This is a genomic window from Mesorhizobium sp. WSM4850, from assembly GCF_055811735.1.
On sequence record NZ_JBVVPV010000048.1, the window covers coordinates 22,839 to 47,341 of the forward strand.

13 protein-coding genes and 9 pseudogenes are annotated in these 24,503 nt (G+C 59.1%); 13 read left to right on the forward strand and 9 right to left on the reverse strand.

The genetic code is table 11. From position 1 onward, the window contains the following. Positions 1-53 precede the first annotated feature (53 nt). The 3 genes and pseudogenes from AC0L2Z_RS29755 to AC0L2Z_RS29765 all read right to left on the reverse strand — a co-directional run. Positions 54-1,256: a cytochrome P450 gene (locus tag AC0L2Z_RS29755; protein ID WP_473518155.1), complete on the reverse strand. Its 1,203-nt coding sequence runs from the start codon at positions 1,254-1,256 to the stop codon at positions 54-56. 16 nt (positions 1,257-1,272) lie between these two features. Beyond that, positions 1,273-2,340, reverse strand: a complete 1,068-nt coding sequence (locus AC0L2Z_RS29760) for a cytochrome P450 family protein (RefSeq protein ID WP_473482502.1) — start codon at positions 2,338-2,340, stop codon at positions 1,273-1,275. Positions 2,341-3,258: 918 nt separating this feature from the next. Continuing rightward, a pseudogene (locus AC0L2Z_RS29765) lies at positions 3,259-4,293 on the reverse strand (ISL3 family transposase); the annotation flags it as partial. An 85-nt stretch (positions 4,294-4,378) separates the two neighbouring features. Here AC0L2Z_RS29765 and AC0L2Z_RS29770 point away from each other — a divergent pair. The 4 genes and pseudogenes from AC0L2Z_RS29770 to AC0L2Z_RS29785 all read left to right on the forward strand — a co-directional run. Continuing rightward, positions 4,379-5,719, forward strand: coding sequence for an efflux transporter outer membrane subunit (locus tag AC0L2Z_RS29770; protein WP_473630037.1), 1,341 nt, complete (start codon positions 4,379-4,381; stop codon positions 5,717-5,719). 381 nt (positions 5,720-6,100) lie between these two features. After that, positions 6,101-8,017, forward strand: a complete 1,917-nt coding sequence (locus tag AC0L2Z_RS29775) for an acyltransferase family protein (protein ID WP_473482498.1) — start codon at positions 6,101-6,103, stop codon at positions 8,015-8,017. Between the two features lie 935 nt (positions 8,018-8,952). Further along, positions 8,953-9,158: pseudogene (locus AC0L2Z_RS29780) on the forward strand (CopG family transcriptional regulator). A gap of 34 nt (positions 9,159-9,192) precedes the next feature. Next, positions 9,193-9,472, forward strand: a pseudogene (locus AC0L2Z_RS29785) (hypothetical protein); the annotation flags it as partial. On the opposite strand, the gene AC0L2Z_RS29790 reads toward AC0L2Z_RS29785, so the two are convergent. Continuing rightward, entirely contained in the window at positions 9,462-9,740 is a 279-nt protein-coding gene (locus tag AC0L2Z_RS29790) for an HU family DNA-binding protein (protein ID WP_473482496.1), read from the reverse strand. The pseudogene AC0L2Z_RS29785 and the gene AC0L2Z_RS29790 overlap by 11 nt on opposite strands. Before the next feature lie 842 nt (positions 9,741-10,582). Further along, positions 10,583-10,897 (reverse strand): annotated as a pseudogene (locus AC0L2Z_RS29795) (transposase); the annotation flags it as partial. Between the two features lie 946 nt (positions 10,898-11,843). Here AC0L2Z_RS29795 and AC0L2Z_RS29800 point away from each other — a divergent pair. From AC0L2Z_RS29800 to AC0L2Z_RS29815, 4 genes are all read left to right on the forward strand, one after another. Continuing rightward, positions 11,844-12,122 carry an acyl carrier protein gene (locus AC0L2Z_RS29800; RefSeq protein ID WP_473482526.1) on the forward strand — a complete coding sequence of 93 codons (279 nt, stop codon included), beginning with the start codon at positions 11,844-11,846 and terminating at the stop codon, positions 12,120-12,122. Further along, positions 12,123-13,331 carry a beta-ketoacyl-[acyl-carrier-protein] synthase family protein gene (locus AC0L2Z_RS29805; RefSeq protein WP_473489883.1) on the forward strand — a complete coding sequence of 403 codons (1,209 nt, stop codon included), beginning with the start codon at positions 12,123-12,125 and terminating at the stop codon, positions 13,329-13,331. A 320-nt stretch (positions 13,332-13,651) separates the two neighbouring features. Further along, positions 13,652-14,389: a 3-oxoacyl-[acyl-carrier-protein] reductase gene (fabG, locus tag AC0L2Z_RS29810; RefSeq protein ID WP_473630038.1), complete on the forward strand. Its 738-nt coding sequence runs from the start codon at positions 13,652-13,654 to the stop codon at positions 14,387-14,389. A 485-nt stretch (positions 14,390-14,874) separates the two neighbouring features. Next, positions 14,875-15,465 carry a NodA family N-acyltransferase gene (locus AC0L2Z_RS29815; protein WP_473489885.1) on the forward strand — a complete coding sequence of 197 codons (591 nt, stop codon included), beginning with the start codon at positions 14,875-14,877 and terminating at the stop codon, positions 15,463-15,465. A gap of 238 nt (positions 15,466-15,703) precedes the next feature. On the opposite strand, the pseudogene AC0L2Z_RS29820 reads toward AC0L2Z_RS29815, so the two are convergent. Together AC0L2Z_RS29820 and AC0L2Z_RS29825 are read right to left on the reverse strand one after the other, a co-directional pair. Then, a pseudogene (locus AC0L2Z_RS29820) lies at positions 15,704-15,896 on the reverse strand (aminotransferase class III-fold pyridoxal phosphate-dependent enzyme); the annotation flags it as partial. Beyond that, positions 15,879-16,618 (reverse strand): annotated as a pseudogene (locus AC0L2Z_RS29825) (beta/alpha barrel domain-containing protein); the annotation flags it as partial. The pseudogenes AC0L2Z_RS29825 and AC0L2Z_RS29820, both read right to left, overlap by 18 nt. A gap of 475 nt (positions 16,619-17,093) precedes the next feature. Here AC0L2Z_RS29825 and AC0L2Z_RS29830 point away from each other — a divergent pair. The 3 genes from AC0L2Z_RS29830 to AC0L2Z_RS29840 all read left to right on the forward strand — a co-directional run bounded on the left by AC0L2Z_RS29830 (position 17,094) and on the right by AC0L2Z_RS29840 (position 20,368). After that, the gene (locus tag AC0L2Z_RS29830; protein WP_473482488.1) at positions 17,094-18,083 is read left to right on the forward strand and encodes a nodulation protein NodZ; all 990 of its coding nucleotides are present in this window, start codon (positions 17,094-17,096) and stop codon (positions 18,081-18,083) included. A 142-nt stretch (positions 18,084-18,225) separates the two neighbouring features. Continuing rightward, positions 18,226-19,323, forward strand: coding sequence for a GDP-mannose 4,6-dehydratase (gene gmd / locus AC0L2Z_RS29835; protein WP_473482486.1), 1,098 nt, complete (start codon positions 18,226-18,228; stop codon positions 19,321-19,323). Positions 19,324-19,414: 91 nt separating this feature from the next. Continuing rightward, positions 19,415-20,368: a GDP-L-fucose synthase family protein gene (locus AC0L2Z_RS29840; protein ID WP_473518150.1), complete on the forward strand. Its 954-nt coding sequence runs from the start codon at positions 19,415-19,417 to the stop codon at positions 20,366-20,368. A 703-nt stretch (positions 20,369-21,071) separates the two neighbouring features. Here AC0L2Z_RS29840 and AC0L2Z_RS29845 read toward each other — a convergent pair. Both AC0L2Z_RS29845 and AC0L2Z_RS29850 read right to left on the reverse strand, forming a co-directional pair. After that, a complete protein-coding gene (locus tag AC0L2Z_RS29845) occupies positions 21,072-21,377 on the reverse strand; it encodes a hypothetical protein (RefSeq protein ID WP_473489886.1) in 306 nt (101 codons plus the stop codon). A 52-nt stretch (positions 21,378-21,429) separates the two neighbouring features. After that, positions 21,430-21,609 (reverse strand): annotated as a pseudogene (locus AC0L2Z_RS29850) (SIR2 family protein); the annotation flags it as partial. 23 nt (positions 21,610-21,632) lie between these two features. On the opposite strand from AC0L2Z_RS29850, the pseudogene ubiM reads away from it, so the two are divergent. Both ubiM and AC0L2Z_RS29860 read left to right on the forward strand, forming a co-directional pair. Beyond that, a pseudogene (gene ubiM, locus AC0L2Z_RS29855) lies at positions 21,633-22,812 on the forward strand (5-demethoxyubiquinol-8 5-hydroxylase UbiM). A 1,270-nt stretch (positions 22,813-24,082) separates the two neighbouring features. Next, positions 24,083-24,503, forward strand: a pseudogene (locus AC0L2Z_RS29860) (efflux RND transporter periplasmic adaptor subunit); the annotation flags it as partial.

Sequence of the window (24,503 nt, forward strand, 5' to 3'; positions counted from 1 at the left end):
CAGGCGCGCCGGCAAATTGCGGAGAAGATCCCGATCCCGGCGGCGTCCGCGCGTCACCAGAGCACCGGGAGCTCCTCGAACCCGCCAGTGATGATCTCCTTGCGCAACTTCAGTTCTTCGGGCGACACGGCTAGGCGTAGCGCGGGAAAGCGCTGGAAGATCGAACCGAACACCACCTTGAGTTCCAGCCTGGCCAGCGCCGCGCCGATACAGTTATGCGGCCCGTAGGAGAACGCCAGGTGCGGGTTTTCGTCGCGTCCGATGTCGAAGATTTCCGGGTCGTCGAAATGGCGCGGATCGAACGACGTCGCCGGCAGGCCGACCAGCACCTTGCTCTCCGCGGGAATATGTACGCCCGCGATGGTCACGTCGGTCCTCGGATAGCGCATGATGCCGTCCCAGCCCGCGCCCGGCGGGTACATGCGCAGGATTTCCTCCACCGCCTTGTCCACCAGGGACGGTTCGCCGACCAGGCGTTCGCGCTGTTGCGGATGGCGGAACATGGCCAGCAGGCCGAATTCGATCTGCGCGACAGTGCTCTCGTGCCCCGCCACCAGTATGCCCGCCGCCAGGCCGATCGCCTCTTCCTCGGTTGCCTTGCCTTGGTCGACCGCTGCGAGCAGATCCGTCAGCAGGTTGTCGCCCGGATCCTGGCGCTTGTCCCGCATCTTGCCGCGAATGTAGGCGCGCAGTTCTTCCCAGGCCAGGCGCGACGCGGTGCGCGGGCCGCTTTCATGCTGGTGCGTCATCACCTCGTCGGACAGCCCGGCGAAAAAGGCGTGATCCTCGTAGAGCACGCCCATCAGCGCGCTGATGACCATGGCTGGAAGCGGAAAGGAAAGGTGGCGCCGCAGGTCGGCGGGCTGGGGCTGGGCCGCCAGCGTCTCGAACAACTGCGCGGCGATCGCCTCGACCTGCTGCGCGAGCAGCTTCACCCTGCGGTTGCTGAAGGCTGGCGCCACGATCGTGCGTAACCGGGCATGCTCGCCCCCCTCGTGCGAGACCAGCCACCCCGGCGAACCGAGAATCACCGAATCCGGGGTGAATGCCGCCGGCGGCATTCCCGCGGGCCGGAATGCCGCGTCGGACAGCACCGCCTTGGCCTCGTCGTAGCCTGTCACCCACCAGCCTTCGTGCCCGGACGGGAACCGCACGCGGTGGATCGGACCATTGGCGCATAGCGCCAACATCTCGGGCGAGGGCTCGATGTGATCGACGCGCCACATCGGCAGCGTCGGCAAGGGTTGTTCGGACATGGTGGCACTTCACTCTCTAAGCGATGGTCGGGCGGAAGGTGACCGGCAGGCGCTGCGGGCAGCGAATGACGTAAGACGGCATGTAGACGACGTCCTCCGCGGCGATGCTCAGCGCCAGATCCTCCAGCCGCCCGAACAGCGCGGGGAAGGCGCAGCGCAATTCCAGACGCGCCAGCTCAGCGCCCAGGCAGGAATGCGGCCCCTCGCCGAACGACAGGTGCGGGTTGTGCCGCCTGGTGACATCGAACCTGTCGGCGCCGGGACCGAAGGCCTTTTCGTCCCGGTTCGCCGCATGGAACGCCATCAGGACGGCGTCGCCGCGGCGGACCATGCATCCGTCGATCTCCACGTCCTGGGTGGCATAGCGGAACGGCAGATTGGCCACTGCGCTGCCCCAGCGCAGGATCTCCTCGATCGCCTGTGACCACGGAACTTGGCCGCTGCGCACCAGGTGCAGTTGCTGCGGATGCGTCAGCAATGCCAGCACGCCATTGCCGATGACGCCGGTGGTGGTCACGAAGCCCGCAGAGAGCACCATGAACAGCATGTCGATGAGCTCGCTGTCGGAAACGAGCTCGCCGTTGTCGCGCGCGACGATCAGGGCCGAAGCCAGATCGTCGCCGAGCTGGCCTCGCTTAAGCGCGATCAGGCGACGGAAGAACTCCGGGATGCGCTGCCGCGTCTGTCGCACCTCTGCGGCTGTGGCGGAGGTGTTGGCCCGGCTGTAGGTGAGCGCGACGATCTCCTCGCGCTGTTCGTCCGGCAAACCGAACAGTTCGGCGATCACGTTGGTGGGCAGCGGAACGGCGAACTCGCACATCAGATCGGCACTGCCGCCGCGCTGCGCCATCTCGGCCAGGAGTCGATCGACGCATTGTTCGATCCGTGGCGCCAGCAAGGCGATACGACTGGGCGCGAAGCTCCTGGACAGCAGGCCGCGCAAGCGCCGGTGATCGGCGCCATGCGCCGTGACCATGTTGTCCACTTTGCACATCCCGATCAGCGGATGATCCTCGGGAATCTCGCCGTCCTGCAGCGCCCGCCACTGTCGCCAGTCCCTGTTGAAACGCTGGTCGGAAAACATCCGCCTGAGCGTCTGGTGACGGCCTGCCGCCCAGGTCACCACATTGCCTGGCAGCGACACTCGCGCCATCCCCCCTGCTGCAGAATCGCAGCAGACAGACTATTAAGTTGCGTGGGAGCGACCGACACGCCGATCACATCGCAATGATCGTTTTCTACGCGCATGCAAACAACTCCATAAAGAACCATTATGTAATACAGCTACAAAATCAGTTGCAGCTTCGCGCAAATGCGTAGCGTCTCATCCCTCAACAAGCACCAGAAAAATTGGATTTCGACTAACCCGCTTGATCTTGCTGGGTTCGGGCGCCCTATTTAATTGAATAACAAGCCCCAAAATTCAAGTGAAAAGAATGTTAACTTTATTTGTTGCTGAGATTTCAAAAATTACATAATGCCGCAATATATTTCACAATTCTGGCCCATTATCCAATTCCTCTCACGGCGTATCAGAACCGCGCTCGGCAGGGCTTCGGGCCCGAGAGCCGCAATACGCGAGGGCCGCGTCTTGTCGCAACAGCCCTTGAAGCCTTCGGCGGCGAAGCGCTCTGCCAACGCCATATCCAGCTCTTGGACTTGCCGGTCTGCCGGATCATGTCGACGGTGCCGACGTCCATCGTCGATCCAGCCGGTTCGGAGCCACCTCAAGAACATGGAGACTTCTGTCATCAGACATTGGCGCAGAGAGAGAAATTGACACCGTAAGCTCCCCCGGCTCCTTCAGTGTCATCATCTCTCGCCTATCGTGTCATGTCACGCAGATGAGATCGCGCCTGCTTCTGTTGTCGCATTCCATTGTCAGGATCAGAATCAGAAAGGGTTACTTGCTTTTCATGCGTTTGAAATAATCCGTCCATAAATTGACAGTTTATATCTTTGTTTCAAATTATTGACACGATATGGAGTTGTCTCTCACTCAATCAGAAAAAAGATGCCGTCCGCAGCGGTCCCTTCCTTCCAGCATTGGGCAAGGAACGTTTCAAAGTACCATGGTGATGTGGGGTTCAATGCTGCTCGCCGCCTATCTGGCGGAGCCTTGAACTTGAGCCACTTCGCTACGCTGCGACGCTCATAGCCGGTCCGTCGGGCGATCGCGCTGTAGGATAGACCCTCCTGGCGTAAGGCGTGGAGCATCTCGAATATCTCCTGGCGAGACTGCCTATGCGCGAGACGCGCGCGCCGGCGATGTGTCGCAGCGTCGACAATAGCGTCCTCGGACAGGATGGATCTTCCTGAAGCACGTCCACTAAGGCTGATCTGTTCCTCGATTGCCGTACGAAGATTCTGGACCAGATGAAACCGGTCGGCCACCTGGTGAGCCTGCGGTGCGCCTTCACGGACGGCCTGCGTATACAGGCCGCAGCGGTCTCGGCTGACGACCTCGACGGAGGGATGATCCGCAGCCACCTGGCTGCGCTATCGACACTCCGATCATCGAGAATGTCGACGACCGACTGACGCTCGAGATCAACCATGATAGTGCCGTATCGCGTCGCTCGCCGCCAGCTCCAGTCATCGATGCCAACCACCCGAATCTCGGAGGCGCGGTGAGTAACCGCGGCATCCCGCTTCAGTTGCCGCAGGATGGTGTCGTCACTGACCGGCATGCCGAGCCGTTGCATGAGGCGTTCGCCAGGACGTCCACCCGTGCTATGGCCGAGCAAGCCGACAATCTCCACGACCCTCGTCGTCCTGCGCGCATAAGGGGAAGCAACCGTCGGGAGTCGATCAGTGAACGTTTGTCGCTCACATTTCTGATGTGCACATCGCCAGCGGCTCAGCAGGAGCTTCACCGTCACGGGCTTGCCCTGGACCGGCAGATCCTGAAGGCTGCGGTTGGACCAGCCATGCCGACTTCGGCTTCGCCGGCCGCAATCGGGCAAATGCCGATCGCTGGTCCGGCAGCGAAAACAACCCAACTGTGATCATCAGTGAGCGCGACACCAGGAGCGATTGCGAAGAACGATCGCCATACGCGGTGCTGCCGGTGGAGACCTAGATGTTTCCGCTGGGTGGCGGCCCGGAACAAGGCGGTAGACATGCATCGACTAATGGCCATTACCATGATGGCCTTTCTTGCTGGCTGTTTCGCGCCGGGCCGTAATGCCTGCCAATCGAAGGCCGCGATGAAGGCGGCCTATCGCAGGATTGTCGGTATGGGCGGTCTTGGAGCGTGCCTGATCGTGTCAGGCTGCACGACCGTCGCCAGCGTTCAGGAACCTGATTTGAAGATCGCGAATGCCTGGCACGCGACCTTTCCGCATGGCGGCCGGACCGGCGATCTCGTGTCCTGGTGGTCCACGTTTTCCGATCCATCGCTGACGGCCCTCATTGCATCTGCGCAGGCGGAAAGCCCCAGTCTCGAGTCCGCCGTTGCAGAGATCGAGAGGGGGCGCGCCACGCTGGCATCTACGCAGGCGAGCCTTTTTCCGGGGCTTGGCGGCTCGGGATCGCTCGCCCGCGGCAACAAAGCCAACCAAGTTGCTGCCGTTACGACGGTGAGCGGCAGCCTCGACGCTTCTTGGGGAATCGATCTGTTCGGCAAGACACGGCGTAAGAGCGAGGCAGCGCGGCTTCGGGTCCACAAACGGATCGCCGATTGGCACGATGCGCGCGTCTCGCTCGCGGCCGAGGTGGCGGACTATTATGTGCAATACCGTGCCTGCCGGCAGCTGGAGCAAGTTTATACCACCGAACTCGCCTCGCAGCGCAAGACGATCCGGGCAATGGAAATGGCCACAACCTCTGGCCTTACGTCGAGCGCCGACCTTGCGCTAGGGCGGGCGAGTGCTGCTACCTCGGCCTCGACACGGACCGCGCAGCGTGCCGAGTGCGAGGTTCTCGTCAAATCTCTCGCCCGCCTTATCGGCGGTGACGAGCCTCACGTCCGCGATATTCTGGCGATGGGCAAGCACGGGTTACCCACGCCAAGGACCCTCAAGCTGTCCGACGTGCCTGCCGACGCCTTACGGCAGCGCCCCGACATCGACGCCCTTGAACTCGAGGTCGCTGCATCGCTCGCCGAGATCGGCGCGGCAAAAGCCGATCTCTATCCGAGCCTCAGCCTCGGCGGCTCGGTCAAGATCGACAGTTCATCGCTGATGGGAACCTCTCTGCCCTGGTCCTTCGGCCCGGCCGTCTCGATCCCGCTTTTTGACGGTGGCTCGCGCCGGGCGGCAGTGGGCAGCGCGGCAGCCGCATATAAGGTGGCGGTGGCCGCCTACAAATCAGGTGTGCTGGACGCGGTGGCCGAAGTCGAGACCGCACTCGTGCGGATCGACAGTACGCGACGGCAGATCGGCGACGCCAGTGTCGCGGCGCGCAACTACCGCGCCTACTTCAAAGCCGTGCATTCGAACTGGAAGCCAGATGCAGCGTGATGAAGCCTTATGGCGAACGCGCGTGGCGGGCGCCTTTGGCTCGACGTTTTGTGGGAGGGCAAAAACTTACGGTGACGGCAAGCAGTCGGCAACCTCGCCGAATGCCGTCAGAGCGTGTGCAACAGATCCACAGCCTTGATGTATGGCATTCAAATAATCGATTTTACGAATTAGCGGGCATGCTCCATTAGAAGAACAGCAATTGACCGAAGCAAGTACGCCGACACCTGCTGCCGGCAACTTTCTTAGTTATATTATGGGCGAGTGCGGCAGATCGGCCGGATTCGATCCAGCGGATGATTCTAGAAGGGCACCATTTTCACATCGTTGGTGCGAGGCCTCAGTTCATCCAATTAAACCGGGAATTTCATCAGGTCTTCTATGCCGCGAGACTTTCGAGCCGATGTCCAGGCCTTGCGGGGTCTATCTGTCCTGCTGGTTGTCCTTTATCATACCCAAATCGCGCCGTTTGGTTATCTCGGCGTTGATATTTTCTTCGTAATTTCGGGCTTTCTGATCACCGGCCTCATCGCGACCCAGCTTGAGCAGTCACGGTTCAGCTATTGGGAATTCTATTATCGTCGTGCGAAGCGCCTGTTGCCCGCGGCCTATGTGGTCATTGCGCTCACGACGGTCGCTGCACCCTTTTTCCTGTCGGATGTGGGCCTGCGGGACTTCCGAAGTCAGGTCCTCGGGGCGCTCACATTCACCGGCAACATCGTTCTCTGGTCTCAGGCGGACTATTTCGGCGAATCCGCCGAAACGAAGCCTCTCCTGCATTTCTGGTCGCTCGCTGTCGAAGAACAGTGTTATCTGCTGCTTCCTGCTTTCTTGGCCTTGGCTCCCAAGAGATGGCGGCTCACAGCGGTTAGTTTGCTCCTGATTGCCAGCCTGGCACTGTGTCTATACGTGGCCATTCGTCACCCATACGCTGCATTTTATCTTTTGCCGACCCGCTTTTGGGAAATAGCGATTGGTTCGCTCGGGGCATTGCTTCCCGCAAGCGCTCGCGTGGCGGCCAAGTTTGCGGCGCTGCGCCTCCCGGCGCTCGTGCTTATCCTCCTTATTCCCATTGGACTTAGTTCGCAGAACCCGATCGTGGATGCCGCTTTGGTTTGCTTGGCAACCCTGATCCTCCTGCTGTCGCCCAGCAGGGATAATGTGGCGGTTCGAAGCATGGCAAGGATCGGGGATATCTCGTACTCGCTCTATCTGGTCCATTGGCCGGTGCTTGTATATGTGCGGGCTGCTTGGCTGGCAGAGCCTCCCGCGCTTGCGATCTATGCGGCAGTTGCCTTCTCAGTTGTAGCCAGCTTAGTTCTTCACCGGCTCGTGGAAAAGCCGTTCCGGCAGGGATTCGTCGCATCTCGTGGACGGATGGCCTCAGGACTCGTTGCCGCAACGGTTCTTCTCGGCTTCGCACGGTCAGTCGACATTGGCGCAGCCGAAAGTAGGGTTGGCTTTTCCGAGAGCCGACCGATCAATTACGGCCTGGGAAGGGCATGTGATCTCACATCTGGATCGCCTCCCCAGGGCATTCCCGAGGCCTGTCAGACGACGGGCAGGCCCGAATTGCTGGTTTGGGGCGATTCATTTGCCATGGCACTGGTTCCCGGCTTGGCCAAAACGATCGGAGAGGCCGGCCTGGCTCAGCTCACAATGAGCGGGTGCTTCCCCGCCATCGGCGTTGCTGCCTTCTCCAAGCGCGCAGCGTCTCCCTCCTTCGCCGAGGACTGTATTCGCTTCAATGACAGTGTTTTGGGTATCCTGAAAAATCGGCCGGGGATAAGGACCGTTGTCATTTCGAGCCCATTTGACGCCCCTGATTCAAAAGACTTCATGCTGCTTAAGAGGCGTGACGGGACATTCACGGAAGTTGAAACTTCGGTAGATGGAGCCGTTGAGGGTATCAAGTCCCTCGTCGACGCCGTTCGCGCTTTGGGCAGGCGAGTGGTCGTAGTTGCTCCCCCGCCAGTCGCAGGCTTCGATATCGGCGATTGCCTTGAGCGAAAGGTGAGGGGAAATCTTATGCTCGGGCGGCACAGTGATTGTGAAATTTATGTCACCGATTACCGCCGGATGCGATCCCGCACTCTTGAGCTCTTGAACCATGTGGCTGTGAAAGCTGACGTAGAGGTTGTCTCTTACCACGACTTTCTCTGCGACGACACAAAATGCAGAACCGAGATCGATGGCAAATTCCTCTACCGGGACAGCGGCCATCTTTCCTATGAAGGATCAGAAATCATCGCTCGAAAGACAAGACTTGCTGAGAGGCTGATCAGGGCTGCTCGTTAGAGCGAATTTTTTAGGCGGAGTGAACCGCGAGCACTTTCGCGTGGCTCGCAATGAAAAGCGCATGAGGATTTCGGACGCCCGCCGCGCCGACCTGAAAGCGCACGAGGCGACGGCCCGCAAGGCTGCCAAGCGGAACGCGTTCCGGCACGGCGCTGATGATGAGCCGATCCGTTCCGGAGATCCGGCCGCAATGCAGCGGATTGTTACCCGCATTGAGGAATTGGGGCGCTCTGCCAACCCCATATGCAGCTCTTGGACTTGCCGGTCTGCCGGATCATGTCGACGGTGCCGACGTCATCGTCGGTCCAGCCGGTTCGGAGCCGCCTCAAGAATTGGAAACCTCTGTCATCAGACATAGGCGCAGACGTAGAAATTGACACCGTAAGCTCCCCCGGCTCCTTCAGTGTCATCATCTCTCGCCCATCGTCTCATGCCACGCAGATGAGATCGCGCCTGCTTCTGTTGTCCCATTCCATTGTCAGGATAAGAATCAGAAAGTGGTTACCTGCTTTGCATACTTTTTAACAATCAATTCATAAATAATTATGACGATTTATATCTTTGCTACATACTATTAATACAATAATATAATATGTACTCACTCAATCAGAAAATGTCTTTGATCAATTATATATCTCTTGACAGTTAACTGGAGAATGCAGTCGTTTAGACCAGGATTGGCATTTAATTTGAAAATATCGAAGTTCGGATTCAAATTGATGCAATCGAATGGAGGGTGATATGCTAGCGCTCGGATATGTCGCCGACGTGTTGGGGCTGCCCGTCAACGAGGTGGCGCCACACGCCAGACACGCTTCAGGTTGGAAGCGTAGAAATAGCGGCAAGCCCGTAAATCGTGTCTTTGGCATGATGCACGGCAAGCGGTCAATAGCGCGGTTCAGGTGGCGCATTAACGGTTAGCGCGATATGAGGCTATCGATGACGACGTCCTGGTCGCGGCCGAGGCCATCGCCCGGCAGCAGGATCGCAGCCTTGGCGAGGTCATCACCAATCTCGCCCGGCGCTCGCCGCGCCGGCCCCAAGCCGGCGGCGCAACGGGATTCCTCTCCTGTCGCCTCGGCCGGATGCACCTCCTGTCACGCTTGACGCGGTAAATGCCTTGCGAGACGAACTGCCTTGACGTTCCTGCTCGATGTCAATGTCCTGATCGCACAAAGTTGCGGGCATTGCACGGGCACAGCTTCTGGCCCGACGATGTGAGCCTGGTCGGCTCCGGCGACATCGATGCAGCGAAAATCCTGACGTCGACACAGGTCACGGATACGTATCTTCTCACGCTCGCCAAGGCGCGCTGCGGCCAACTTTCAAGCTGGCCGCAAGCTGTCGGCGGCGGCCGTGAAGGGCGGGAAGTCTGCATTGCACCTGATCCCCACTGCGTACCACGGCTGGACCCTATCTATCAGGGCACCATCCCGGTACAGGATCAGGCGTTGAGCGCGTCCTTGATGGCTTTAGCCGGCGTGAAGGACAGCTTCTTCGAGGCGGAGATCTTGATCGTCGCGCCCGTGGACGGGTTGCGGCCCTCGCGTTCTGGCGTTTCCTTCACCTTGAACTTGCCGAAACCGGGCAGGCTCGTCTCGGCACCGCTCGCCGCCGCATCGGAGATCGCTTTGAACACGTTGTCGACGATGCTCTTGGCCTGCATCTTCGTCAGGCCGTTGTCGGCTGCAATCTTTTCTGCGATCTCATTTGCCGTCGTCATGGAATATGCTCCTTTATTTTGTTACCTGCCACTGTTTGCACACAACACACCGAGGTGGTAGTCCGCGCGCGGCGCAACGCGTTAAAATAAAAATCCCCGGAAGCTGGGCTGTCGGCCTGAGTTCCTACGTCGAAAAGGTTTTTGGAAGCTTGGCAGACTGGGTCGGGCTAAAGACCAGTCGGGCCGGACTGGCTCCCGACCCGATCACCGCAGAGACCGCCACGGCCAAGATTCCCTCCAACGATGCCTGCTTCGGGTCTTACTGTGTCACTCGTCTGACGATCTCGTCAGCAATGACGCCGGCATTTGCCCATCACGTCAATCAACCCAGTTGAAATGAGCAGCATTGACTGGCATGCCGCGCTCAGCCGAACCATTTTCGGTGATCGTAATCCGCAAGCTTTCACCCATCGCCGCCAGCGCTCTCGATCCGTGGTGTAATAGCCGGATAGATTTCGCGTAGGCCGCCACGGAGTTGAAGAGAAGGTCCGTTGGGATCCTTGTGATCGGCCCATACAGCAGAGCGACAGGTGTGGATCAGGTTCTCCTAAGTTGTGTGCGTCAAGTTCTTGTGTGGATGCCAGCCATTTTGCAAGGAGGAACCTGAAGCATTGGACATGTGATCGAGTGCGGTCATGTGTCAGGCCTTGATTTGCGGCCGTTCCATGTGCCGCGGGCCGGTATGGTGATGCGCGGATCAGGTCCAAATCAGCAAAGCGAGCTTGCGTGGGCTCTCAACTTGACTCTGGTTTTCCTGACCCCGATCTGATCGATCATTTGCCCATGCAGTTCATGCCTTCCTCACATCTCCGACGTCCCGGTCTCAGGTGCGTTGTTGCAAATCACGCAGGCACCGTCGCCGGATTCCGGTAGTCCTCCTGTTTCGTCAGCATGGCCCAGATGCCACGCGCCATCTTGTTGGCCAGCGCGATTGCCACCAGCATGCGCGGTTTCTTCAACATCAAGCGGGCAAGCCAGGAACCGTCGGGCGCGCGCCTCCGAGACGCCCATTGAACCACAGCCATGGCGCCGATGATGAGCAACCGCCGAATATCGCGCTGGCCCATCTTCGATACCTTCCCTAGTCGTTGCTTGCCGCCGCTCGACTTCTGCCGAGGGACCAGCCCGAGCCAGGCGGCGAAATCGCGACCGCCCCGACACCGATGGCTACCCACGCACGGCTTTAAGACATGTTCAGGGTAGATTTTTCATTACCAGCGCCCTGCTTGCGATGGCGGCCTGCAAATTTTCTCTGCTTGATCAGCGCAGCAGCCGGGGTCGTTCCTGACGTGTTGTCTCGCTTTCCGCAAATGTGTCGGCGGTGGCGGGCCTCGGTTCCAACTTCACGCGAGCCCCAAACCTTTTCCGACCGGCTCCGTTCCAAAAAAGGGGGCGGCATTGCTGCCGCCCTTTGAGATTGGTGAGAGGCGCAGACCTTAGAAACCCATACCGCCCATACCGCCCATGCCGCCGCCGCGATGCAGCCCTGAAAGAGTCGAGCGAATCGACGGTGTTCGGAAGCTCGAGCCACAGGATGAATCCACCCTGCGGATTGGTAACCTTTGTGCCTTCCGCGACCGCCAGCGCGCTTCGTCGCACCGTAGAGAGCGAGTGTGAGGCGCTGAGCATCTAGCAGCGCTCGAGACGTGCCGAGCTTTTGCGTGGAGTGGCCATGCGGGATACCTCCTGTAGCATTATCTGCCGAAACCAGAGGCTTACCGGATCATTGAAATGTATCTCTATCCACAGCGTGGATGCGTCTCATCGAAACAAACGATTTTATCAATCCTCCGGAATCTCGCATTGACGACAGCACCTCACACGCCCTGATCACCCGCTACCCTTATCGTGTGACGACTGCGAAAAAGAGCCCGAAATGAGAAAATCTTTCCATGAGCTCAGACGTGCGATGGAAGTTGCCCCGGGAAAATGAGTTGCAGTTGGATGCCAACGCCTCAAACCAACCGGAACTCATCCGGTTTCTATAATCCGACTGTTGTTGGTGAGTGGCACAAGCCTGGTCAGGGACGATTTTCGCGACGTGACTGGCAGAGGTATGGCGCCGCACCCACGTCAAAAGGCATTGCTATGGAAAGGAACAGAATGGCTGATCAACTTGCAACGGAAATCATTGCCACGATCAAGAAGCGCGTCGAATTGGAAAGCGGCGAGGGAAGTGTGTCCACCATCGGCGAAATAACGACTGCCACGGAACTGACCTCGCTCGGCGTCGATTCGCTGGGTTTGGCGGATCTCCTCTGGGATGTGGAGCAGGCCTACGACATCAAGATCGACATGAACTCGGCCGACGCCTGGTCGAATCTCAAGGATGTCGGCGACATGGTGGAAGCCGTCCGCGGTTTGCTCGCGAAGGAGGTCTGATTGGACAGGCGAGTCGTCATTACTGGGATGGGCGGGCTTTGCGGCCTAGGCAACAACGCCGCCTCTATCTGGAAAGAGATGCGCGAAGGCCGCTCCGCCATCCGCCCGATGGTCACTTCCGAGCTTCATGAGATGAAGGGCACTGTCGGTACCGAGATCAACGAGCTGCCCAAGCACGACATCGGCCGCAACCAGCTCGTCTCCATGGATCGCCTCAGCTTGCTCGCTGTGCTTGCAGCGCGCGAAGCCGTGCAACACGCCGGACTTTCCTGCGACGAGGGAAATCCGTATCGCTTCGGCGCGACAGTGGGCGTCTGCGGCTGGGGCTGGGGAACGGTCGAAGAAACCTACCGCGCCCTCTATTTGGACGGCGCGAAGCGTACTGGCCTCTATGCTGCACCAAAGGGATTGCCGAGCGCCGCTGCCAGCCAGGTCAGCATGAGCCTCGGCCTGCGCGGCCCGGTCTTTGCCATCGCGTCTGCATGCGCATCAGCCAACCATGCGATCGCTTCGGCGGCGGATCAGATCAGGCTCGGCCGGGCCGACGTGATGCTTGCCGGAGGCGCCGAAGCGCCACTCGTATGCGGTCAGCTGAAGGCATGGGATGCAATGCGCGCCCTCGCTCCGGATACTTGCCGGCCCTTCTCCGCCGACAGGAAGGGAGTGGTGTTAGGTGAGGGTGCGGGCATGGCCGTGTTGGAAAGCTATGAGCATGCCGCGGCGCGCGGTGCCACAATGCTTGCCGAGATTGCAGGCATCGGCCTTTCCGGCGATGCCTTCCACATCGTCGCGCCGTCCATCGAGGGGCCGGAGGCCGCGATGCGCGCTTGCCTTGCGGACGCCGGGCTGAATGCTGAGGACGTGGATTACCTCAACGCCCACGGCACCGGCACCAAGGTCAACGACCGAACCGAGACGGCGGCGATCAAGCGCGTCTTCGGAGACTATGCCCATTCGATGTCTGTCTCGTCCACCAAGTCCATGCACGCGCATTGCCTCGGCGCGGCGAGCGCACTTGAAATGATCGCCTGCGTGATGGCGATGCAGGAGGGCGTCGTGCCGCCGACCGCCAATTATCGCGAGCCAGACCCCGATTGCGATCTCGACGTCACGCCCAATGTGGCGCGCGAGCGCAAGGTGCGCGTGGCACTGAGCAACGCCTTCGCCATGGGCGGCATGAACGCAGTTCTGGCGTTCAAGCAGGTGTAGAAGCCATGCGAGGTGCCTCCCGTAACTCTATCTCTCGTATTCAAATGCTTGCCGGATCACGATTGTGAAGGACGTGGCCTTGGACCGGCTCGGTGAATGCGCCAAGTGGCAGCGGAAGCTCGACGAACCGGGGCCCCGTTTTTGCAAAATTCTCAACTGTTGAAGCGGCGTGGACGTACCGCTACCCGGAAGGTTAAGCCATGCCCTTCGGTTCGGCTCGAGGTGTGTCCAAAGCTTTACCCGACAATGTCTGGAGGCACGCAGGGCCGCCAGTGGCCGCTTCCATGCGAAGCCGGTCCTCAGAAAGGGAATCGATAACAATGTTCGATCTGACCGGCCGCAAGGCGCTCGTCACCGGAGCAAGCGGTGGAATCGGCGAGGCCGTGGCGCGGGCGCTGCACGCGCAGGGCGCAACCGTCGGCCTGCACGGCACGCGTGTCGAAAAGCTCGAGGCGTTGGCTGCCGAACTTGGCGGGCGGACAAAACTGTTTCCAGCGAACCTCTCGAACCGCGACGAGGTCAATGCTCTGGGCGCAAAGGCGGAAGCCGAACTCGAAGGCGTCGACATACTGGTCAACAATGCCGGCATCACCAAGGACGGGCTTTTTATCCGCATGTCGGACGCGGACTGGGACGCGGTCCTCGAGGTCAACCTGACCGCCATGTTCCGGCTCACCCGCGAACTGACCCATCCGATGATGCGCCGCCGCAACGGCCGCATCATCAACATCACGTCCGTGTCCGGTGTAACCGGCAATCCCGGCCAGGCGAACTATTGCGCCTCAAAGGCTGGCATGATCGGCGTGTCGAAATCGCTGGCGCAGGAGATCGCGACACGCGGCGTGACTGTGAACTGCGTGGCGCCGGGCTTTATCGAATCGGCCATGACCGACAAGCTGAACGACAAGCAAAAAGAAGCGATCATGGCCGCCATTCCGGCCAGGCGCATGGGCACCGGCGTGGAAGTCGCCTCAGCTGTGGTCTACCTGGCCTCGAACGAGGCCGCCTACATCACCGGCCAGACCGTTCATGTGAACGGCGGTATGGCAATGATTTAGCGTGAAAAGTTCAGTGCGCCCCGATGACGCGTATCAACAGTGAAGGAAGTTTCCCACCCAGATAGCAGTCGGTTGGTCTGGCAACTGACGAGTGGGTCGGTCGGGCAACTGGCCGGGTCGAAGCCTCGTGATCAAGGCCGCCTTGGGCGGAGGTTTAGATCAAGCTCTTTGAAACGCATGTCTTTCTTATCCATCGCGTGGAATGCATTCATCGAAACAAACGATTTTGCCAATTCCGCAGAACGTCGCATAGCAAGATTTCAAAGATGTGAGCCAAAGGTAACTATCGATGTTTGTATTGGCTCCGAGCAGCATTTTCCTGGTGTACGCCTTCCGGTGTGCTCGCAACACAGCGGAGTCGCATGTTCATTGCGGCTAGTTTCTTCGGCGACCTGCACAAGCTACATCGAGCCGGCTCGATGCGACAAGCGTTCCCCCTGCTAGGCGCTTCCCCAACAAAACAGCAACAAAGATGAGGTTTTTCCATGTGCTCTGACGTGCGGTGGAGGTTGTGCTGGGAAAGTGACTTGCAACAGGCCGACCATGTCGAACTTTCCGAGTTTTTCCGAAAGACCTACGGACCGACTGGGGCCTTCAACTCAGAGCCATTCGAAGGCGGCCGTAGCTGGGCCGGTGCGAGGCCGGAGCTCCGCGCAATCAGCTACGACGCGCACGGCGTAGCGGCTCATATCGGCATACTACGCCGCTTCATCAAGGTTGACGAGGTCGATCTCATGGTGGCCGACTTGGGGTTGTACGGGGTGCGTGCGGATCTTGAGGGACAAGGGATCGGTCATTCAATGCGCGTTTTATATCCAATATTGCGGCAGCTTGGAGTTCCATTCGCTTTCGGCACCGTTCGGCACGCGATGCGGAACCATATGGAGAGGTTCTGCAGAGACGGCCTGGCGGCGATTGTGTCGGGCGTTCGCGTGCAGTCCACTCTCGCAGATGTGTATCTCGACCTGCCGCCCACGCGCGTCGAGGACGTGCTCGTCGTCGTTGTGCCGATTGGACGCTCGATGAGCGAGTGGCCATCCGGCACCCTGATCGTTAGGAACGGTCCGGAGCTATGAAACATCTTGAAGTGCCGGGTGATCGCGCTGAGGGCACCAGAGCGGCGGGTTTTTGCCGAGCTACTCGGACTGAATACGCGATCCCATTCAAGTTAGCTGTGGATGATCAAGGCTGAATTAACATGCAAAATCTGCGCATCTAAATCGATCCGAGCCCGAGTTTCCGCGCGCACGGACGTTCCGGACCTGAATCGCCGTCACCCTGAAATCGACAAGACATCGGCTATCCCAAAATCGAGCCCTTCGAGGTGCACAGGATATCTGGAGAGATGTTCGCCTGTTCGCAGGCGAACATGGTTCCGGTGCGCTCCCCAACCGGTCATCACTTCGTCGGCGATCAGGAGCGTGCCGAAGGCCTCAGTGATCTTCTTCAATTCGGTCAGAACCCAGGCCGGGTACATCAGCATGCCGCCGGCGCCGAGCACGAGACCGATGTCGAGAATGGGCGCGCTGCGGGTAAGCCAGCCACCGATATGCGGTCCACGCCGGTCGCCGCAATTGCCGGGCGCTCGCCCGCGTTACTCAAGCCCAAGGCCTCGGTGATCGCGCTGCGCCCGACATAGGCACAGCCTGCGCAAGCTCCTCGACCGACATGTTGTCGAGGAGCATGCCGTCGACGCCCACTGTAAGCGCTATCTCCAACTGGTCCAGCCTGTCCACCTCTACCTCGATCTTGACCATGTGACCTATGGCGCTAGGCGCCCGCTCGATTGCGGTGCGGATGTCGCCGGCAATGGCGATGTGGTTGTCCTTGAGCACCGCGTCGTCGAGCGCGAAGCGGGTGATTGGCGCCTGACCGCGTATCGCTTCGACAAACAACGCGGCCGTAGCCGTAGCAATGCCGCTCAGACGGCACAGAAAATTGAGCGCGGTCCGCTCAGCAGGCTTCGCGCCGGCCCGTTTACCATCGCAATGGTTTGACCTGCTCGACATCGCTGCCGTCCGGCCGCCGGATTTGCACATCGATTGCTGGATCGACGAGCAAGAAAGAAAACGCCACAGGTCGAGCCCGCACCCACGCCCGCTTGGCGCGCGTTAAGCGAAAGCGTGGCTTTGCATCGGCGGCGATAATTGCATCGCTCGTGATATCGCCGGCTCTGCCCAGGTCTTCCAGCAGGGATGATGATCTGAGGAAGTGTGCAAGTGAAGTCATGTCAACGGCTCCGTCGGATGTCGTCGTTGCAGTCGCGCTCATGGCCGGCTGACTTGGGTCATGCTGCGTGCTGCCGCCGTAAGGTTCCGCTGGGATTAGCAGTGACGCACAACGAGAGGGTTCAGAGGGTTCAGGTCAACGCCCTGGAACCCATGTCACTAGCCATCCATCACGTGGATGCGTTTCATCGAAACAGACGATTTTACGAATGTTGCGGCACGTTGCATAGAACGAATTCAAAGATGTAAGCCTTTCGGGAAAGTCGTTGATGTCTGCGTTGGCTCCAAAGAGCATTTTCTGGTGTGCGCCGAATACCAGCCTAGGCGCGCGTCCATCGCGGCCAGGCACTTCCGCGATCGACGCAAGCTACATCGCATCGGCGCAGCACGACAAGCTCCCCGAATTGCGCAGGCGCTTGCCTCAAAGGCAGCAGCAAAGCTGAGGTTTGTGGTTGTTTTGGAAAGAGGCAATTTAGATGCTTGTTGATGGCTCAAGGATGGATCGGTTCGTTGTTTCTCGACGGCGCGAGGGTCTCGGTGATTGCCTGTGGTCTCTCGCGTCGGCATGGGACTACGCACATCGGACGGGACGGGCTTTAGCAATAGATTGGCGCGGCTCTTGTTACCTCGACAACCCGTTTGCGAATGCCTTTCCGGCTTTCTTCAAGCCAATTGAAGAGATCGGTGGTGTACGGGTCATTTGCGATGACGAGATCAACCACGTCTCATTCCCCGGTCCCTTCTTCCCGTCGTGGTGGAACAAGCCATCCATCGACTGCGTGTACCGTCCGGATGAACAGATTTTCCAAGAACGTGACGAGCTTAACGATCTTTTCCAGGCCCAAGATGATTGTGAAGCCAACACGGTAGTGTGTGATGCTTGCTTGATGTGGCGCTGCGATGAGCAAGCCGAGCGAACGATATTTCGGAGCATCAGACCGAGGGTCGAAATTGAGGATCGGATTGAAGCGCTCTACCAGGAACACTTTGCCGGGCACAGCATAATTGGGGTCCATGTCCGCCACGGCAACGGCGGAGATATTATGGATCACGCACCTTACTGGGCTGATCCAAAGGTTGCCTTAGAGCAGGTATGCACTGCCATTCGCATGGCCAAAGCGCAACCGCATCCAAGGCCTGTAAGGGTGTTCTTGTGTACAGACAGCGCCCAGGTTGTTGATCACTTGTCGGGCGTATTTCCCGAACTTTTCACCGTCCCAAAACGCTTCCAAGCGGATCAGGCCGGCCCCTTAAACAGTGCAGCACTGGGCATTGACGGGGGTTTTTCCGCTCTCGTTGAGATGTATCTCCTTGGTAGATGCGACACTGTAATTCGGTTTCCTCCGACTAGCGCCTTCTCCCGCTATGCCCGCCTCTTCGTGCCACGAATTGTCGAATTCGATCTGAAGGACCCGCGTCGTTTGATCTTGATTGATAACTCTTTCGACCGTTCCCCGACCCCATGAAGGGGTTGGCATCCCGCTCGAACTCTCCCTTGCCTTCGCGCAGAGGCCCCGTTCGCCCTGCCCAATGCGCCCCTTTCTCGCCACGCAATCCCGCCGCAGGCGAGCATTTTCTTCGGCGCGTCAAAATCAAAAGGATTCAAGCTTGTCAAAGAGAAAAGTCGCTTTAATCACCGGGGTCACGGGGCAAGACGGTTCCTACCTCGCAGAATTGCTGCTGGAAAAGGGCTATTCTGTGCATGGGATAAAAAGACGATCGTCTCTTTTCAATACGGGCCGTATAGACCATCTCTATCATGATCCTCATGAAAGTGGCGTTGATCTTACACTTCACCACGGGGACTTGACAGACTCGTCCAGCCTTACGCGCGTCATCCAACTGGTTCAGCCGGACGAAATTTACAATCTGGCAGCTCAGAGCCACGTTGCAGTCTCCTTTGAACAACCAGAATACACCGCGAACTCGGACGCGTTGGGTGCGCTGCGTATCCTCGAGGCAATTCGGATCCTGGGGCTCGTCGAGCATACGCGCTACTACCAAGCCTCGACGTCTGAGCTCTACGGGCTGGTGCGGGAAACGCCACAGACCGAGACGACACCGTTCTACCCCCGATCACCCTACGCTGTTGCGAAATTGTATGCTCACTGGATCACCGTAAATTATCGAGAAGCTTACAATTTGTACGCATGTAACGGCATTTTATTTAATCATGAGTCACCCGCGCGCGGAGAAACATTTGTAACGCGAAAAATCACGCGCGCCCTGGCTCGGATTAAGCTTGGAATGCAGCCGAATCTATTCTTGGGCAACCTTAATGCTCTTCGCGATTGGGGGCACGCTCGAGACTACGTCCAGATGCAGTGGTTGATGCTGCAGCAGGAGCAAGCTGAAGACTTTGTGATCGCTAGCGGTGAGCAACATTCGGTGCGCGAATTTGTCACCGTCGCGGCCGCTGAACTCGGCATTGGTGTTCGTTGGGTTGGGGAAGGGGTCGACGAAGAGGGATACGATGCAAAGACGGGAGCTTTGATCGTAAAAGTAGATCCCCGTTATTTTCGTCCTGCAGAAGTCGAGACACTTCTCGGCGATGCCCGCAAGGCCAAAGAAAAACTTGGATGGGAGCCAAAAATCTCCTTCATTGAATTGGTTAGGGAGATGGTTCGGGAAGATTTGCGCATGGCAGAGCGTGACGCAGTGCTGATGACGCAGGGTTATTATTCATACAGTCCACGAGAGTTATGATGACAACGGCGGCGCCATGCTGGCTTGTTGTCAGCGTTAGGGTGGCCTTCTTAAGGAGCGTCCATAGCGTTATCACATGGGAAACAAAAAGATGAAGAAAGTCTATGTGGCAGGCCATAGCGGCCTTGTTGGATCCGCCACAATGAGTGCCCTCGAGGCGTTAGGATCGTATGAGATAATAACACGTACTCACGACCAACTGGATCTATTTGACCAGACCGAGACGCGCAGGTTCTTCATGTCGCGGCGGCCCGATTACGTCATTATGTGCGCCGCAAAGGTTGGTGGTATACTGGCGAACGCTAGCTCTCCTGTCGATTTCCTTCATAACAACCTCGCGATCCAACTCAGTGTTTTTGATGCCGCTTACGCTTCAGGCGTCGAACGGATGATTTTTCTTGGCTCCTCATGTATCTATCCACGCGACTGTCCGCAGCCGATACGGGAGGAATACCTTCTCACCGGTCCGCTTGAAGCGACGAATCGTCCCTTCGCTTTGGCAAAAATCGCAGGAGTCGAATCATGCTGGTCTTTTAACCGGCAGTACCAGACGCGCTATCTCGCGTTGATGCCGACCAGCTTATATGGTCCCGGCGATAATTATCACCCCGAAAAATGCCACGTTCTGCCTGCTCTGATACGCCGTTTTCATCAAGCTAAAATAAACGGCGACTCCTCGGTGGGGGTCTGGGGATCCGGAAACCCTCGGCGAGAGTTTATGTATTCGTCGGATGTAGGCGATGCCATTGCGTTCCTGCTTGGCCTGCCAGATTCGGTTTTTGACGCCTTGACTGCCCCCGACACTGCGCCCCTGATTAATGTTGGCGTTGGCGAGGATGTCACAATTCGCGAGGTGGCGGAACTCGTCAAGGCAGCGGTCTGCTGGGAGGGCAATCTGGTATTCGACACGACGAAGCCAGACGGTACTCCGCGCAAGTTACTGGACGTAACGCGCTTGCGTAAGCTTGGCTGGAAGGCCAAAACGTCTCTTGGTGCCGGGTTGCAAGCGACGTATGAGGATTTTCTTCGCCTTCATGGGGCTTGATGTGGACGCGCGCATCCTGGTTGGACTGCGTGTCCGACCGGGTGCAAGCTTGTTCAGTCAGGCCAAACAGAAGAGAGGGACGCATACATGTGCTAACGGTGCAAACCGGACCTCTCTGCGACCGGCGGTGCTGAGGACCACCCAAAAGCTTGCCCAGGCCAATGGGAAGGGCGAGGGCCGCATAACGGGCTGCACCTGGAACGGCTGTGCGTGAGCGCCGTCGACTCAAGCCGCCAGTTAGAACTGCTCGACCTCACGGGAGTCGCTGCTTAGGAACCTGCCGTCGATACGAACGCCAACCGGGGCCCCGCCATGCCTCGGGGCAGGCCTTATCCAAGGCGGTGCATGCGGTAATGGCGGACGTGGACGTATGCTTTTCAACTCGCGCCGCAGGCGGGATCGTGTCCGGATCGTGTCCTCCCTAGGTGGTGTAGCTGACGGCATTGGTCGCCGTGCTCTCCGGCATGGGCCGGGCTGATCGGCTTGCTTCAGTCTGCGTTGTTAGCGCCGAACTCACTCGCCTCGAGGTCATAGCGCCACAAGCGCGGATTCGCGGCGCGATGGTGCGGGCGTTTACAACTCCTGCAGCAGCGGGTCTCGTTGATGAACCGGCTCGCCCTGAACAAATCGCTCGCGTGTGCAGCGCGCCAAGCTATCGCGCAGAGCATCCTGACGCTCTGGGATGGCAGTGGCAGGTGACCGCCTATGCGGTGAGCACGCTTGGCCTTAGCTTGATTGGCATCGACCCCAACCACCCCTTATCATCGTGCCGTGCGCACAGCTTCTGCCGCCAAGTGAAGCCGATCAGCTGCGACCGCTCGCCGCGCCAACTCCGGCGCCAGACGATGCTCTGCTCGGCTGGTTCGAGCCCGTCGCCGCTGTTTATCCGCAGCATCGAATGTCCTAGCAGCTGAAGCCTCGAATGAATAACCGTCGCAGCTCTTCCAGCGCTGGCTCGAAACAGCAGCGCCTCTCGGAGTTGTTGAATAACCCGGAAGACAATGCCCATTTTACTTTTTCGGCAATGTTGAGGCGTCTGGGAATGGCTCAACGATTGCCCGTTAGGCCTCATGCAATGTCTCGCCCAATCCGACGAGACGGGCTGCGGCTTGACCCGTCGGCATGTCAATGACCGTGATTGCCCTTTCTGCAAGGCAGCGACGCTCGTTCTTGGTCAGCTTTGCTGTATCGATTGCCGCAAAATGTGGGCCATGGGAGCGCTTCATGATCTGTCGGGCATAGCCAACGCGCTGGCGGCACGCTGATGGCCGGCTTTGATGACAGCTTCGACATCATTGTCGTTGGCGCCCGGCCGGTCGGACTTTCTTTCGCCGCATCGCTTGCCACAGCGAGCTCAAACTGGCGGTTGTCGAAGGGCAGTCCCTGGAAAGACTGGAAAATCCGGCTTTCGACGGTCGCGAGATCGCGCTCACCCACGCCTCGATTGGGATCCTTCGCGAGCTCGGCGCTTGGGATGTTATCCGCGGCTCTGACAAGTCACCGCTTCAAGGCGCACGCGTCCTCAACGGATCGAGCCCTTTTGCGCTGTGTTTCGATTCCCCTGGCGGATCCGCGGAACCACTGGCGTTCTGGTCCCGAATTGCCGGATCCGCGATGCCCTGTTCAGGATCATCCGCTTGCAGGGCCATGTCCGGCTGCTGTGCGGCCACTCGGTCGTGCGTGCAACAAACAGTCACCAGGGAGCAGTCATAACGCTCTCCAATGGCAGGCAGCTGACCGCTCGGCTTCTCGTTGCCGCCGATTCGCGTTTGTCCGCCACCCGCAATCTGCTCGGCATCCGCGCCGATATCAATCGGCTTGGCAACTCGATGCTGATTTGCCGGGTGAGGCACGAGCGCCCCCACCACCAGATCGCGATCGAATGGTTCGATCATCATCAGACGGTAGCGATGTTGCCCCTCGCGCGAGGCATGTCGTCGCTGCTTTTGACTTTGCCTTCAAACGAGGCCGACGGACTGCTTGCCCTCGACGACGAGTTGTTCCTGATGGAGTTGACGAAGCGCTGTCGAGGGCGCCTCGGCAACATGAGCTTGGCAAGCAGCCGCCATATCTATCCGTTGGTCACCACCTGGGCGCACAGGTTCCGGGCGCCGAGCGCCGCATTGATAGGCGACGCTGCCATTGGCATGCACCCGGTGACCGCGCATGGCTTCAACATCGGCCTCGGCGGCCAGAGGCAACTCGCCCGTGGCATCCTGACAGCATGGCGCGACCGTCGCGACATTGCCGATCCCGACATGCTCCGCAGATATGAAAGCCGACTGCGCCTGTCTTCGGCGCCGCTCTATCATGCTACGAATATCCTCGTCGGACTCTACTCAAGCGAGCATCCGGCGGCACGTCTTGCAAGACATGTGGGGCTGCGCTTCGGCCAACATCTTCCCTTTGTCCGTCATGGCATTGCGGCCATGCTGAGGCGGTGAACCCCAGTCACCATAGTGTCATCATCGGCGTGCCGGCGTAGCAGGCTGGCGAGTTTGGTTCGATGTGAGCGGTCGCGGCTGCGCGGGATCCTCGATCCCAGTGAAGAGCATGACGCCTTCCTCCCCTTGTATGGGCGGAAGCGTGATCTGCTCTTTCAAGCGTTCGTTTTCCTGGTGCGGACGACGACGTATCTGGGCCGGTCAATCGGCTTTCGGTGCTGATTATGGCAGGGCCGCCCCTCTACGGAGCGATCGGTCAGGATTGCTCTGTCTTGGAACGAGAGAGGACCGCCGCGATTTTCGACCCGCGCAGCGCCCAGCCGGTTCCGTGGTTGCACGCTTGTCGCTCCATGGTCAGCCGCATCCGGCGCAGCCGGCACACGAGGTGGGCGGCCGAACGAACCTACACCTGTCCACCGCCCGAATTGGAAGCAGCGATCCACCGCATTTCCGCCTGGGGTCTTTCAGGAATCCGGCTCGCTCCGCGAAGCCGACAAAGGCATCGCGGGCCACGCCCATCGGCGTGCGGCGTCTTGTGCTTGGTAGCACCGGTGAAGGGCTGTTTCATGGATCAGACTGCGGCGTTCCTCCGGCCACTCCTCAAACTCGATCGCGTCTACGAGATCGACAACGCACAAGGTGGGCTCCATGCTTGATGAAGACGGGGCTGCTGAATGCCGCGAGCCTCTTCCGTCGCGGATCGTCAGCGTGTCAATCGCTGTGTGTGCGGAATTCCCGACCGCCGCCAAGCGTTTGTCGGCCAACGCCACACAGGCGCGGACCCAGCCACGCCCAATTCCACCTTCGATGTGTTTAGGGCGTGGATGGTTGTCATCCGAACAATCAATTTTGCCAATCCTGCCGACCCTATTAGGGGTGTGACCGAAATCAGGTGCCTCGGCCTGCAGGCACGCCCGACGAAGAAGCCTGAGCACCAACCACCTATGCCCATAGGAGTACAGAAGGCAACGATCCGAAGACAGTGGAAATTGGTGCCGGGACGTTCTTCCTCATCCGTGTCTATGCGCGCGTCAAACGGACTCTCATTCGCTGAATGGTCCCAGAAGCGCACGAGGTGGGCAAACCACACGGTGAAGCGTGGTGGTGTTTTGACATCGGGTCTCACGAACGGCCCCGCTTTCAGAATTAGGTGCAACTTTGATGTAGAAGCTCGTTCGCCGATCACGGCAAGTTGAACACGGCCTTGCGCGCAACGCGCCGAGTTAGAAGACGCGGCCCGGCCGAATCCCGCGCACTGGAAAAAACGACGATGCCGAAGTACAGGTTTCACAAGCTTGCAGCCATTGTTGTGCTTGTCGGTTTCGCTGCGTGGATGGCGACGGGCGAGTTCTCGTCCGTCGGCAGCGCGGCCGCCGACAAATCCAAAGCGGGGGAGGTCGAGCAGCCAAAGGCGGCTGACGGCGGCAAGGCCAAGCCCGCTGAGGCAGAACAGCCCAAGGCGACCTTACGCACCGTCGCGACCATAACCCCACCCAGGCGTACCTATGCGCGCGCCATCCGGATTTCCGGACTGACCGAAGCCGACAAGCGCGCGGTCCTGGCGACGCGCGTCGCCGGCGTCATCGACAAGCTGCCGGTCAAGCAGGGACAGCGCGTCAAGACGGGCGACCTCGTGCTGATGCTTGCCACCGAGGAAAAGCTTTCGGCGCTCAGCAACGCCAAGCAGCTTG

Coding starts and splice junctions, on each gene's coding strand:
- AC0L2Z_RS29830 (WP_473482488.1), top strand. CDS start 17,094: ATGCTTGTTGATGGCTCAAGGATGGATCGGTTCGTTGTTTCTCGACGG.
- AC0L2Z_RS29845 (WP_473489886.1), bottom strand. CDS start 21,377: ATGGGCATTGTCTTCCGGGTTATTCAACAACTCCGAGAGGCGCTGCTG.
- fabG (WP_473630038.1), top strand. CDS start 13,652: ATGTTCGATCTGACCGGCCGCAAGGCGCTCGTCACCGGAGCAAGCGGT.
- AC0L2Z_RS29775 (WP_473482498.1), top strand. CDS start 6,101: ATGCCGCGAGACTTTCGAGCCGATGTCCAGGCCTTGCGGGGTCTATCT.
- AC0L2Z_RS29770 (WP_473630037.1), top strand. CDS start 4,379: ATGCATCGACTAATGGCCATTACCATGATGGCCTTTCTTGCTGGCTGT.
- AC0L2Z_RS29755 (WP_473518155.1), bottom strand. CDS start 1,256: ATGTCCGAACAACCCTTGCCGACGCTGCCGATGTGGCGCGTCGATCAC.
- AC0L2Z_RS29790 (WP_473482496.1), bottom strand. CDS start 9,740: ATGACGACGGCAAATGAGATCGCAGAAAAGATTGCAGCCGACAACGGC.
- AC0L2Z_RS29840 (WP_473518150.1), top strand. CDS start 19,415: ATGAAGAAAGTCTATGTGGCAGGCCATAGCGGCCTTGTTGGATCCGCC.
- AC0L2Z_RS29815 (WP_473489885.1), top strand. CDS start 14,875: ATGTGCTCTGACGTGCGGTGGAGGTTGTGCTGGGAAAGTGACTTGCAA.
- AC0L2Z_RS29760 (WP_473482502.1), bottom strand. CDS start 2,340: ATGTTTTCCGACCAGCGTTTCAACAGGGACTGGCGACAGTGGCGGGCG.
- AC0L2Z_RS29800 (WP_473482526.1), top strand. CDS start 11,844: ATGGCTGATCAACTTGCAACGGAAATCATTGCCACGATCAAGAAGCGC.